Consider the following 13,373-nt stretch of genomic DNA (forward strand, 5'->3'; position numbering starts at 1 on the left):
ATATTATCATCATGCTTTAGACCGATTTTGTGAAAAAACAGCTGGTAAATACGTGCAAAAATGTAACTTTCATAGACTACAACGTATTTCTTGTATATAATTGTAAATTGAACTCTACATATAGAATAGGAGCAGACCAAATGAAAAAGTGCATAATACTCTTGTTCAGTATTTTACTTCTTATCCCTATCCACATCTCTGCACAAACATCATCAAAACCAAAAGTACTTGTTTTATATAGTACAAAAGAAGATAAAATTACAAATAATATTCAAATTCTTAACACTCAATTAGGACATTTTACAAACGATATAACTACGAAAAGTTTAAACAAAGCTCATGAAATTACTAATTCATCTTCTTATACACATATTGTCTATATCGGTGAACAAAAAGAAGAGTTTCCTACTGAAGTAAAACAACTTATAGAAAATTTCTCAGGCCCAGTATTAGTTTTAGGGCAAAATGTTGAACAATTATCTAATCGTTTTTCATTCATTACCCTAAAGGATAATGATATACGAACTAATAAAATCGAATATCCAAGTAATAAATTAAAAAACACTCTAGAAGAAGAACGTTTGATTCAATCTTTTGATACAAACGGAACTGTTCTTGCTAACGCTTTAAGCTCAAATAACAAGAACCCACTAATCGTTCAACATGAAACATCTTACTACGTTGCAACACCAAATCTCTTTGACTGGATCTCTCATTACGTCGGTGAAATGCTATTTTCTTACTTTGGACAAAAACCAACGACAAATAAAGTAGAAGCTTATTTACGTCTTGAAGACGTTCATCCAGCCGCAGATATAAATCAATTAAAAGAAATTGCTGAATTATTAAAAGAGAAAAAGATGCCATACATGATCACTGTTATACCTGTATATACGGATCCGGAAACAGGTAAAACACTACATTTAAAAGATAAACCCGAACTAGTCGATCTTTTACGCTCTATGCAAGATGATGGTGCAGCAATTATTATGCATGGTTATACCCACCAATTTTATGATAGTGAAACTGGTGAAGGTTTTGAATTTTGGGACGTAAAAACAGACCAACCAATTCGTCAACCAAAGCATGAAAAACCAAAAACAAAAGATGATTTCCCTACTATAGATGCCTATAATGCATACGTAAAAAAAGGGGAAGAATTTGAAGAAAAATATACAACTGATCATATTGAAAAAGGCATTCAAGAACTTGTAGATGCCAAATTATATCCTGTCGCATTTGAAGCACCTCATTACACGATGTCTCAAAAAGGATATGAAATATTATCAAGGTACTTTTCAACTTATGTAGGACAACTACAGCTAAGTGATACAACTTGGAAATCCATGCACTCACCATTTTATACAAGTACCCCATCCTTTTTACATGGCATGAAACTAATGCCTGAAACAGTTGGATTTATTGAAGAAGATAAGCCACATGCTATCGCTAAAATGAAAGAACGTGCTGTATCTGTTGCAAAACTATCTGACGGCATTATCGGTGCATTCTATCATCCTTACTTAGGTGTGAAACCATTAAAAGAAGTACTAAAGGATCTAGAAAGTATTCCAAATATAGAATGGATTGATTTACAAAAAGAAACAAATGAAGTGAAAATGAAGGATATTCATATTACTACTAATAAAGATGGCATTCACGTTGAAAAACCAACAAGCGCAAGCGACGTAATGGATTATGTAAAACAATATGGATTCTTCCTTATACTTGGTTTCTTCATCATTGTCTTTCTATTGTTATTAAGACGTGCAAAAAAATTAGAATCCTAATACAAAACCACCAAGCAAAATTCTTGGTGGTTTTTTTAACTTAAACCAAAACGCGGCATATTATTAATAACCCATTGATTATGTTCATAAATAAATTCAACTTCCGCTTTTTCCGTTACATTATCATAGTCATTATACGTTTCTACCTGCGCTTTTATTTTTCCATCCTTTAACTCGGCAGAAATAATTTTTGTAAATTTAGTTGCTGCTTTTGACCCTGGATCTCCAATAGCATAGTGCATTTTTCCATTTAACTCTTTCACATACTTACTCTTCATATACTCTGCTATAAATGATTTTGAGAAATACGTAGATAGCGTAGTCTCTAAATTATCCTTCGTATTATAAATAGGGTTCACTAATTCCCCGTATGAAAAATCCCCTACTCGTTTTGGATTTCCTGTTAGTGCAGCCATTTGAACATTAGTAAGTTCCTTCTGTGCATTCCATACTTTCTGTAACATAACGTCGTCTGCTAGCTTCTTATCTTTTACTTCATTTGATTTCTTTGTATCTAGATTCATGATAGTGCCATTATCCGTATAGAGGTACATATCTCCTGCTACAAAATATAAATAAGATTTAGTTGGTTCAACCGCTTTATTATAAATTACTTTTTCCTTTCCTCCATTCATTCTCTTCTTATATACTCCATCCTTTTTTATATAATAAAAAGTGTCCCCTTTCACATTCATCTGCAAGGCATCCTTTACCAATAACTTTTCATTATTTTGTTGAACATCTATTTCATATATGCCATGCTCAGCTTCATTTGTTTCAAAAGGTAACGAAAAGTCGACAACAGCATATAATTTTTCATTATCATATGTAGCACTAGATATTGTTGCATAATTTTCTTTTGACCAAGTTTTATTATCTTTTGTAACTTGTGTTCCACGATTTTTATTCCAATGTAGAATACTATCATCTATCGTTTGAGACCAACCAGAATTTTTAAATGCCGCTTCTTCTTCCTGTCCCGTTTTCAAATCCATTTTTACAATCCCTACAATATCAAAACCACCATGCTCAGAATATTTTTTCGGATAAAATAAAGTTTGATCTTTTATATAAACATAATTTGTATCCGCTTTTAACGTGTCTAGCTTTTTGTTAGATATATCATACTTCATTAAAGAAGATAATCCCGCATTCTTATCTTCATCCGTATGAATAAAATATAAAACCTTGTTTTTTATATTTATGTAAGAAGCATTTACACCTTCCACTACACGTTCCGAAGTCTGAAATTGATCTTTCGTACGATAAATGCCTCCTGTATTTTTATTACCATTTACTGCATAGTAAACCCATCCATTACTCTCTGCCATCTTCCCTTTATTAGAACTGTTTCCAACCGTATTGCCATTTTTCTCATTTTCTTTCATCTGTTTTTCAACTACTGGATCAATTTGTTCTTCTTTATTTTCTTGTGTTACGTTTGAATTGATAGTCTTTTTTTCTGCTTCACATCCAAACGCTGCAAGTGAAAGTGTACCGATCATCATTGTAATAGCTATTTTTTTATATGCTCTCCCCATTTTCTTCCCTACTTCCTTCATCAAATTAAACATATCATAAATTATAGAAAATATTAGAAAAAATATCCATAATAAAAAGGATAAGAGTAACGCTCCTATCCTTTCAAATAAAGTGAAACTTTAATTAGTGGGGTTTTGTCCATCCCCCACTGGTTATTAGTTGAACCAATCGGGCTTTACGGGCAGTTGATCTCCCACCTAATTCCTCCGCATTAGTCAAATTTTGAGGTGGAAGTCTTACTGCCCGTTAATGCGGGGTAAAATTGAATCGTATTTTCATATATCGTTTTCATAACCTTATCAACAGACATGTTTTTTATAACACTAATTTCCTTTAATACCTCTCGAATCATTCTCAGATGCGTCATAACATCGTCTTGAAATTCCCACGGTCCATCCGTTTCTACCATCATATATTCAAGAGGATAATACGAAACAATTTTTCTAATCTTCTCCTTATATAAAACATCTGGTGTAATAGAAATATAATAACCGTTCCTCATCATACGTTTCATTGTTGTTTCACTTCCTTTAAACCAATGAAAATGTGCACGTGAAACTTTATATTTCTCCAATAAATCACATACAATATCAGCATCTTCATACACTGCATGCAATATAATTGGTAAATCATATTTACTAGCTAGTTCAACAAACCGTTGTAACACTGATATATACGAATTGATAGCAATGCGCTCATCTTCTTTTCTTAAATAATACGGTAAGCCAACTTCACCAATCGCAACTATATCATCTACATGCTCTTCAATTAATTTATAAATTTGCTCACATTCTTCTTTATGAATCGGTTGCTCCGGATGAAAACCTATTGCTGGATGTACAAAAGGATATAGTTTTGCTAAAGATAAAGTTTCTTTACATGATTGATAATTCATAGATACTGCAATAAGCCCCTTTATCTCTTTACTATGCTCCACATCTTTAAGTAATTTACTTTTCTCTTCATCCTTATATTGGTCAACATGTATATGACTATCAATCCACTTCACCTTTATTCCCCCATAAAAAAAACAAGAAAGGATCTCCCTTCTTGTTTTGTCATCTATATTATTTAACAATTAAGTTTGTTATGATATCAAATAACCCAATACATACTACGGCAACAGTAAAGTAGCTACAGAAATCTTTAATTGGAAACTTCACTACTTCTTCTTTACGCATCCCATTCTTCTCCCTTCTTACTATATCCCTAATTATTTTTATCTATTTGTATCTATTATGCAAAAAATATGACAAAATTACTATCGAATTAACTTACGTAAACCTTACAATGTTGTAAGGTTTATAAAGTGAAACTTTAATCAGTGGGGGGTTCTTCATCCCCCACTGATTATTAGTTGAACCAATCGGACTTTTATGGGCAGTTGATCCCCCACCTAACTTCTTTGCTTTCGCTGAATTTTGAGGTGGGGGTCTTACTGCCCATTAAAGCGGGATAAAAAGGGCCTCATCTCCATACAGATGAGGCTATTAAAAAGTAGTTGGTTTTTCATTCTTCATTCATATTACAAACAGAAAGTAATACAGTGAGACTTTCTAATTACACTATATAAAATTCACTATCTTTTAACCATCGAATTACATTACAGAAGACTTACATGTTTGTAAGCTATGTGTAATGTAATTCGATAGTTTCTCTCACCTACATCTCGTACAATAAAGTTAGCAAGTAAGCCAAATAAGAAGAACACTCACATAACCAAATTACATTGCTAGTAGCTACTCTTCTTATACCTTTCACTCATGCTACTACAATGTACCCCCTTCCCCTTTATATATTAAAAAAAGCCTTAGTCCATATGGAATAAGGCTTTTTTTGCACACACCAAAATACCCCTACCTAGTATTTTTGTTTTCGACAAAAAATAGGTGGGGGTATAATTTGCTATCTCATCGCTAAAAGTTTACTCTTTGCATTAATAGGAATATTTATCGCTTCAATTTCTTCAATTGCCTCGCCGTAACGTCCTTTTGCATACACCTTTAATGTTTCATCTCTCTTTAACATATGCTTAACAGTCTTCTTTATTTTTTGTTCTCTTCCACGTTCGTCAAATGCAATAAATTCATATTCATACCACTCATCACCAATATGCTGACCAATTGTATTCACAACCGTATAGTATTCTTTCGTCTTATAAAACGGATTATATTTATCGATAACCGGTCCAAGTTTCGTAGGTAGTAACATTATTACTATGACTATCATCGCTATTATAGTAGTGATCATTTTTTTCTTCATAATAAACATTCCTCCTCTGCAGGATATATATACATCCATTTTAAAAAGAAGGAATACAATCTACTATTGAATCTCATTACATTACACTTACACTTTTGTAAGAATTAAAAAAAGGTGAACGAATTTACTCGTTCACCTTTTAACTCGCTTTAAAGCCTCCACCAAGTACATCACGTACATCATGGATAACAACGAAAGCATCTTCATCCACTCGACTAATAACTTGCTTTAACTTAACAAGCTCTTGTTTATTAATAACAACATATAAAACTTCTTTATTTTTACCAGTATATCCGCCGCGCCCTTCTAATACAGTAACGCCGCGTGTCATGTTTTTTGTAATAGCCTCACGTATTAACTCTGGTTGATTTGAAATAATTGTAACAGCCGTTTTTGTATCCATTCCTTCTACAATGAAATCAATCACTTTCGCTCCGATAAATACCGCAACAAGTGTGTACATCGCTTTTTCCTGCCCTATTATAAATACGGAACCAGCAATTACAACGATATCAATAATAAGTACACCTTTACCGACGCTCCAACCTAAATATTGATTTGCTAACCGGGCTAAAATTGCCGATCCCCCTGATGTACCTCCAGCTTTGAACATACAGCCTAATCCGATACCGACAAATACACCAGCAAATAGTGCCGCTAATAACGTATCACTATTTACATGATACTCAATATGTTCTGTAACATATAAAAACAAGGATGTTTCTACAATCCCTAAAATTGTATAAACCATCGTTTTCTTATCAAAAAATTTATAACCAACAGCTAGTAAAATTGCATTTATAGCAAAGTTCACAATCCCAGGCGACCAATCAAATAAATAGTACGTAACAACCGTTAAACCAATAATTCCACCCTCTGATAGACGGTTTGGAATTGCAAAGTAATTAATACCAATTGCGAATAATAATGAACCAATTGTAATTAGTGTTATTTCCTTTATACGTTGATTAACCATAGTTCATACCCTCCCCCCATTTGACATTGTATCACTATCTCCTAGAGGTTTAGAAGTTGTTTTTATTCAGCATTTTTCCTCATAAAGACCAGGATATTATGTTTAAACAGAGGGGTGATTAATTATTCATATTTGCTCTAACTATACGGACAAATCGCTCCACATTCCCCTTCTGAATATACTTAGCTCGGATGGTTTCATGATTACAAATAAATTCGAAATACGGGCGAAAAACTATGCTATCTATATGCAAATATGAGTACTCTTTACATGTTGAAGGATAGTATGGAAACTTCCCGTAAAAGAGGAGACGTCTAGTAGTAGCCGCAAAAATCCCATGTTGGTACGATAGCGTAAAATCATCCTTCTCAAATATCCCTACTACAAAAGCGACAACCTGTTCATCACCTTCTATATACTTTTTTACGCTCAATAAAAGCTCATTCATGCATATCATCCCTCCAAAATACTATTCTTGAAAAGAATCCATGGATTGTTACAAACCGGTTTAACCCCTTTATAAAGTATGAAACGCGTTTCCTGTCAAAGGTATTTCAAAAAATAATCCGTTATGCACTTATACACATAACGGATTAAAACTACACTGTAGATCGCTCCACAAGTTCATATGGAATTTCTACCTTTTCTTGTTTAGAACTTTCATCATTTGTTTGCCGATAAAACATTTCAAAGGCTTTTTTACCTATTTCCTTTAAATTTTGATCAATAGTTGTAAGTTGTAACACTTGCGAGATAGGTTGATTATCAAAGCTAATAATCGCTAAATCCTCAGGAACTTGAATACCTAATTTTTCAGCTTCCGTCATAACCCCAATTGCAACCTCATCTCCTGCTACTATTAATGCTTCAGGAAGATGCTGCATTTCCTTTAATTTATGAGCCACTTTCACACCATCTTCTAACGTAAAACATTCTGTAAAAATCCACTCTTCATTCACTTCTTCATCTATAGATTGCAATTGCTGTTTATACACATCAAAACGTTTTTGACTACTCGGTCCTAACTTTCTTCCCGTGCAATAACCAATTTTTTTATAACCTTTCTCAATCAAATAATCCATTCCTAATTGAAAAGCTGCTGAATGATTCGTATATACACTTGAGATATTTGAAATATCATTATCTTCACAAGCAACAATTGTTCCATAGGAAGCATACGGCTCTATCGTTTCCCATTCATTCGCACGAGAACAAATAATAAGACCATCCAATTGTTTTGTTTTTAACATATGTAAACTTTTCATTTCTTCTTTTTTATTATAATTTGTTTGGCAAAGTAGCACTCTGTAATTATGAGCTAACGCCACCTCCATCATCCCGCCCACCATCGCATCAAAACATGGATGATTAATATACGGTAAAATTACACCAACAATATTCGTTTTCCCTTTTGATAAATGAACGGCATTTGCGTTTTGTGAGTAATTCAACTTCTCAACTATCTCTATAACCGCTTTCCTTTTTTCTTCACTTACATACGGATGATCATTTAATACTCTTGAAACAGTCGTAACTGAAACTCCCGCCATCTTTGCAATATCTTTAATATTAGCCATACACTCACCTCTACTTTTAAATTAATAAATCCCATGAACATATGTCAAACCTTCTCATCATTACACCTTCATTCGTTTTTCTTACAAAAGTGTAATTTTCCTGTAAGCTAATTCGATAGTTACCCCCTTCTTTTTTTCATACAATTAAGTCAGAAACAGGGCAACAATTATTCGAAAAGGAGCGGATTTATATGATGAACAAAATGAAATCAAACAATTTTTTAAATACAATGGGCATGGTATTTTCCGCTCTAATCGATGCTAAAGCTGTTGCTTCTACATTAAACAAGTAAGGAGAATGTATGATGAATAACATCACTTTCAACAAATTAGATTTCTTAGGACTAGCTAGTGGCTCGATTCTTCTTACTGCTTTTATTTACGCCGCTACGCTTGTATAACTTTGTGTCCCCTTTCCCCTTTATTTATAAATAGTAATAGAAAAGACGACCGTCTATGCCCGGTCGTCTTTTCTTACTTTTGATTTGATTGCAAAGCTACCTTTAGCTCCTCAAACTTCTCATTTAATTGATCTGTCATCATTTTCATAGCTGTTTTTCGATCTATTTGTTCTTCAGCATCAATTTGAATTGGGTCTCCAAAAATCAATTGTGCCTTTTTCCCTTTTATTAATTCTTTTACACTTGATGGACCAATATAAGCTGCCGGTATTAATGGAACGTTAGAACGCATCGCAATTGTCACAGCACCAGCTTTTAACGAAACGTCTTCTGTCGATCTCGTTCCACTCGGGAAAATCCCTACCACTTTTCCTTCTTTTAATAAGCGTGATGGAATTTTAAGTGTACTCGGTCCTGGATTTGCACGATCTACAGGGAATGCATTTACATTTTTAAAGAACCAATTTTTGAATTTCCCTTCAAATAATTCTTTTTTGGCCATGTAATGAATCTCTGTTGGGTACATCCCTGTAGCTAACATTAATACATCCATAAAACTTGTATGTGTACAAGCAACAACATACGGACCACCTTCTGGTAGCTTTTCTCTTCCTTGCACTTCTACTTTCCCAGCTGTTTTAAATATATATTTCAACAAAAATGTAATTGGTTTATACATTGGTTTCGTTCCTTTCTGAACATCCGAAGTATAGTCATTTTCTTACCTTAATTATAACACTAAGTTATAGGAGTTGGTAATAAAAATGAGTATTAATTGTTAATTTTCAATTCTTACAAAAGTGTAATTTTCTTGTAAGCTAATTCGATAGTTACTTCTTGCGATATTTCATACAATTAAGTCAGAAACAGGGCAACAATTATTCGAAAAGGAGCGGATCAATATGATGAACAAGCTGAAAACGAACAATCTTTTAAATACAATGGGCATGGTATTTTCCGCTCTTATCGATGCAAAAGCTGTTGCTTCTACATTAAACAAGTAAGGAGAATGCATGATGAACAATATCACTTTTAACAAATTAGATTTTTTAGGATTAGCTAGCGGCTCTCTTCTTCTTACTACTTTTATTTACGCTGCTACGCTTGTATAACTTTGTGTCCCCTTTCCCCTTTATATAGAAAAAGACGACCGTCTATGCCCGGTCGTCTTTTTACATGTTTCTTTCTTTCAACTCTTTTAAAAGCTGTATCATTTCAGCTTGTTGTTTTATCTTTTTACGACCATTCCGATTAATTGCTGCAAGCTCACAAGCAACTCCAACGGCAAAGAAAAACAATAAACTTTCTAACATATGAAATCCTCCAATTGGCTATTAAACAGCTTGGCGTAATTGCTCTTCTTGTAACATCTTCTTATTTATATTTTCTTCTTTTCTCTGACAAACGTTATTGCGAATAAGCGCTGCGATAACAAGTAAAGTTCCTATAATATCAAACATCGTTATTTGATATCCTTGCATCATCATAATCATTAAAGTCGTAATAGGCACAAAGTTAATAAACAAAATCCCATTAATCGATGATAAAATCTTCACACCGTAATTCCAAGCAAGTAATGCTACAATTCCCGGTAATGTCATCATAAATAACAAATCATATTTCACGACAGAAATCGTTCCCATACTCGGAACTGAAACATATCCAAGCGACGTAATAAGTACCGTTATAATTCCTGTAACGGTCGTACCGAATACACACGTTAACGTAGAGTAACGTAATGTCGACCAATCGCTACACGTTTGACCACCCATCGTATAAATAACCCAACCTACAACTCCAACAAATATACATGCTAGTGAAAACATGTTATCTTTCAATGTTAAAAAGAAACTCATGTCGCCCTTTGTAATAACAAATACAGCCCCTACAAAAGCGATAATCATGCTCGTTATCATATATTTTTTCGGTTTTACATGCTTATATCCCCATAAAATACAAATAGAAATCATCGGCATAAGTGCTTCCATAATGGAAGCTACCATCACACCTGATTTTCCCATTAACATTTGACCTAAAAATACAAGTACATTATATACAGTAAACGCCATCGTTCCGAAAAAGACGAGCAGCTTTCCTCTTCCTTCTAAACGAAATGCCTGTTTTCCTTCTTTCATTAACAACAATACAATCAGCATTATCGCCACCGCTCCATAGCGAATAAGCGAAAAGTAAAATGGATCTATGTATTCTAACGCATGATCAGCAACTGGAAACATTGCTCCCCATGACATACTTGCAATTAAACACGCTAAAGCGCCTATTATCATTTGACCTTTTCTCACCGCAATCCCCCACTTCTTTCTATTTGCACAAAGAGAATTGTAAAAGAAAAAATATATCACGTAAAATGATTCAAAATGATGTTAACTATCATTTATAATGATAGTTAACATCAAGGAGGATCGTATTATGGAATTAAGAGATTTACAAATCTTCCAGAGCGTTGCCGAACAAGGTAGTGTAAGTAGTGCAGCAAAGGAATTAAATTACGTACAATCAAATGTAACAACGCGTATTAAACAACTGGAGAACGAGCTGAAAACACCGCTCTTTTATCGTCATAAACGAGGCATGACTTTAACAGCTGAAGGAAGAAAAATGCTCGTTTATGTTAATAAAATTTTGCAAGATGTTGAGGAGCTAAAACAAGTATTTTTAGATAGCGAAACACCCTCTGGCATATTAAAAATCGGTACTGTCGAAACAGTAAGTACATTACCTACCATTTTATCTTCTTACTATAAAAGCTATCCGAACGTCGATTTATCATTACAAGCAGGTCTAACAGAAGAATTAATTAGAGAAGTACTCGATCATCAACTAGATGGCGCTTTTATATCAGGGCCAATAAAACATCCCCTTATTGAACAATATGATGTTAGTACAGAGAAATTAATGCTTGTAACACAAAATAAAGCTTTTCATATAGAAGAATTTACAACAACGCCTCTACTCGTTTTTAACCAAGGTTGTGGATACCGTTCCAAACTAGAACGATGGCTGAAAGACGAAGGTTTGCTACCAAAAAGAATTATGGAATTTAATATATTAGAGACTATATTAAACAGTGTTGCACTCGGCCTTGGAATTACGCTCGTACCACAGTCTGCTGTCCACCACCTTTCTAAAGCAGGGAAAGTACATTGTCATGCAATCCCTGAAAAATACGGCAGTATTTCAACGGTTTTCATACGCCGCAAGGATAGCTATATGACAAATTCAATGCGTAGCTTTTTAAAAACAATCGAAGAGCACCACCACATTAATATGCTTTAAAAGACATTCTTACACGAATGTCTTTTTTTCTTACAAAAGTGTAAGTCTTCCGTAAGCTAATTCGATAGTTGCAGGCGATCATATTTCCTATAATTAAGATATAAAGCAGGGCAACAACAATTCGAAAAGGAGCGGATACGCATGATGAACAAAATGAAATCAAACAAATTTTTAAATACAATGGGCATGGTGCTATCCGCACTTGTCGATGCAAAAGCCGTTGCAACTACATTAAACAAATAAGGAGAGATTATAATGAACAACATTACATTTAACAAATCAGATTTCTTCGGACTTGCAAGTGGAGCGACTCTTCTTACAGCTTTCATTTACACACTTGCTCAAGGTCTTGTTTAACACTTTGTTTCCCCAAACCCCTTTATATATAGAAAAAGCTGCTCGTCTTATAGACAAGCAGCTTTTTAGTTTATCCCGCTTTAATGGGCAGTAAGATCCCCTTCAGCGAAAGCAAAGAAGTTAGGTGGGGTCGGGCTGCCCATTAAAGTCCGATTGGGAGGGCTGATAATCAGTGGGGGATGAAGCCCCCCACTGATTAAAGTTTCACTTTATTTCATATATAATTTGACCTGTTTTCGTCATATCATATCCGCCAATCGCTTTTAGTTCATTATGAAATTCTTCCGATTGCAGAATGTCTTTTACAACTTCGATCAACTCTTCATTTTCTTTATTCTTCAAAATCACTAAATCATACTGCTCTTTCATGATTGGAATAAAGTCTACATTTACAATTTGCGAAAACTTTTCTGATCCTACTCCCACATCAGCTTTCCCATTCGCGACTTGCGTAGCAACACCAAGATGATTCGATTCTTCCCATTCATATCCACTAATACGTTCTTTATTTAAATTTTGAATGCGCAATTGTTCATCGACTAACACCCTAATACCAGAACCCTTTTCTCGATTTATAAATCGTATAGATGATTGAGATAAATCAGCCCATGTTTTTATATTTTTAGGATTCCCCTTTTGCACATAAAACCCAACGTTCCTTGCTAATAAATTAATCATCGTACATGGTTGTCCTACTAAAATACGTTTTACGTAAGGAACATTATATGTACCCGTTTCGCCATCAAACAAATGCAAGCTAACGATACTTCCTTCTCCTTGATACATTTTTACTAGGCTCGTTAAACTACCTTGATATGCCCTTAATATATTTGAACTTGGCAGGCGATTTTCTATACGTTTTGCCAACATGTCTAACGTTAGTTCTTGTCCGCTAATAATACATGTATTCGAGATACTATTACTGTCATTCTTTACAGAAGTAACTTGTACGTTACCTGTTTTCATTTGCTTAATATATTGTTCTAAATCTGCTGCATCAATGCGCATCTGTCTACCAATTCTATAAGAAGGCAGTTCTCCTTTTTTAATTAAATCGTATACAGTTAATTTTGATACTTTTAATCGCTTCGCTACTTCTTCCGTTGTGTAGGAATGATGATCCATAGACGATTCCTCACTTTCTTTCTTCATTGTAACAAAGAAAAGAATA

At 34.0% G+C, this 13,373-nt stretch carries 15 protein-coding genes; 5 read left to right on the forward strand and 10 right to left on the reverse strand.

Going from position 1 to position 13,373, the window contains the following annotated elements:
* Positions 1–140 precede the first annotated feature (140 nt).
* Positions 141–1,790, forward strand: coding sequence for a DUF2334 domain-containing protein (locus MR070_RS21890; protein WP_242262001.1), 1,650 nt, complete (start codon positions 141–143; stop codon positions 1,788–1,790).
* A 35-nt stretch (positions 1,791–1,825) separates the two neighbouring features.
* Here the strand turns inward: MR070_RS21890 and MR070_RS21895 are convergent, their stop codons facing one another.
* The 6 genes from MR070_RS21895 to MR070_RS21920 all read right to left on the reverse strand — a co-directional run bounded on the left by MR070_RS21895 (position 1,826) and on the right by MR070_RS21920 (position 8,147).
* The gene (locus MR070_RS21895; RefSeq protein ID WP_242262002.1) at positions 1,826–3,331 is read right to left on the reverse strand and encodes a DL-endopeptidase inhibitor IseA family protein; all 1,506 of its coding nucleotides are present in this window, start codon (positions 3,329–3,331) and stop codon (positions 1,826–1,828) included.
* Positions 3,332–3,543: 212 nt separating this feature from the next.
* Complete coding sequence (locus tag MR070_RS21900; protein ID WP_242262003.1) at positions 3,544–4,341, reverse strand: TatD family hydrolase; 798 nt, start codon at positions 4,339–4,341, stop codon at positions 3,544–3,546.
* 896 nt (positions 4,342–5,237) lie between these two features.
* Positions 5,238–5,594 (reverse strand): YxeA family protein, encoded by a 357-nt coding sequence (locus MR070_RS21905; RefSeq protein ID WP_000728417.1) that lies wholly within the window; start codon positions 5,592–5,594, stop codon positions 5,238–5,240.
* A gap of 139 nt (positions 5,595–5,733) precedes the next feature.
* On the reverse strand, positions 5,734–6,570 hold the full coding sequence (locus tag MR070_RS21910) for a YitT family protein (RefSeq protein WP_044790585.1): 837 nt from the start codon (positions 6,568–6,570) through the stop codon (positions 5,734–5,736).
* 118 nt (positions 6,571–6,688) lie between these two features.
* Entirely contained in the window at positions 6,689–7,018 is a 330-nt protein-coding gene (locus tag MR070_RS21915) for a PH domain-containing protein (protein WP_139896327.1), read from the reverse strand.
* Between the two features lie 151 nt (positions 7,019–7,169).
* A complete protein-coding gene (locus MR070_RS21920; RefSeq protein ID WP_242262004.1) occupies positions 7,170–8,147 on the reverse strand; it encodes a LacI family DNA-binding transcriptional regulator in 978 nt (325 codons plus the stop codon).
* 305 nt (positions 8,148–8,452) lie between these two features.
* Here MR070_RS21920 and MR070_RS21925 point away from each other — a divergent pair, with 305 nt between their 5' ends.
* Positions 8,453–8,548, forward strand: a complete 96-nt coding sequence (locus MR070_RS21925; RefSeq protein WP_001059999.1) for a DUF3948 family protein — start codon at positions 8,453–8,455, stop codon at positions 8,546–8,548.
* A gap of 73 nt (positions 8,549–8,621) precedes the next feature.
* Here the strand turns inward: MR070_RS21925 and MR070_RS21930 are convergent, their stop codons facing one another.
* Entirely contained in the window at positions 8,622–9,227 is a 606-nt protein-coding gene (locus MR070_RS21930) for a lysophospholipid acyltransferase family protein (protein WP_070805087.1), read from the reverse strand.
* Between the two features lie 337 nt (positions 9,228–9,564).
* Here MR070_RS21930 and MR070_RS21935 point away from each other — a divergent pair, with 337 nt between their 5' ends.
* Positions 9,565–9,660 carry a DUF3948 family protein gene (locus tag MR070_RS21935; protein WP_070805086.1) on the forward strand — a complete coding sequence of 32 codons (96 nt, stop codon included), beginning with the start codon at positions 9,565–9,567 and terminating at the stop codon, positions 9,658–9,660.
* A 60-nt stretch (positions 9,661–9,720) separates the two neighbouring features.
* Here the strand turns inward: MR070_RS21935 and MR070_RS21940 are convergent, their stop codons facing one another.
* Positions 9,721–9,861 (reverse strand): YrzO family protein, encoded by a 141-nt coding sequence (locus MR070_RS21940; protein ID WP_000894070.1) that lies wholly within the window; start codon positions 9,859–9,861, stop codon positions 9,721–9,723.
* 21 nt (positions 9,862–9,882) lie between these two features.
* A complete protein-coding gene (locus tag MR070_RS21945) occupies positions 9,883–10,851 on the reverse strand; it encodes a DMT family transporter (protein WP_242262005.1) in 969 nt (322 codons plus the stop codon).
* A 127-nt stretch (positions 10,852–10,978) separates the two neighbouring features.
* Between MR070_RS21945 and MR070_RS21950 the strand changes: the two genes are divergently transcribed.
* Positions 10,979–11,845 (forward strand): LysR family transcriptional regulator, encoded by an 867-nt coding sequence (locus MR070_RS21950; RefSeq protein ID WP_000423069.1) that lies wholly within the window; start codon positions 10,979–10,981, stop codon positions 11,843–11,845.
* Between the two features lie 255 nt (positions 11,846–12,100).
* The gene (locus MR070_RS21955) at positions 12,101–12,202 is read left to right on the forward strand and encodes a DUF3948 family protein (protein WP_001060013.1); all 102 of its coding nucleotides are present in this window, start codon (positions 12,101–12,103) and stop codon (positions 12,200–12,202) included.
* Positions 12,203–12,406: 204 nt separating this feature from the next.
* On the opposite strand, the gene MR070_RS21960 is transcribed toward MR070_RS21955, so the two are convergent.
* Positions 12,407–13,354, reverse strand: a complete 948-nt coding sequence (locus MR070_RS21960; RefSeq protein WP_000712210.1) for a helix-turn-helix transcriptional regulator — start codon at positions 13,352–13,354, stop codon at positions 12,407–12,409.
* Between the last annotated feature and the right edge of the window lie 19 nt (positions 13,355–13,373).

It is taken from the genome of Bacillus cereus group sp. BfR-BA-01453 (assembly GCF_022662915.1).
In the GTDB taxonomy this organism is placed as follows: Bacteria; Bacillota; Bacilli; order Bacillales; family Bacillaceae_G; genus Bacillus_A; species Bacillus_A paranthracis.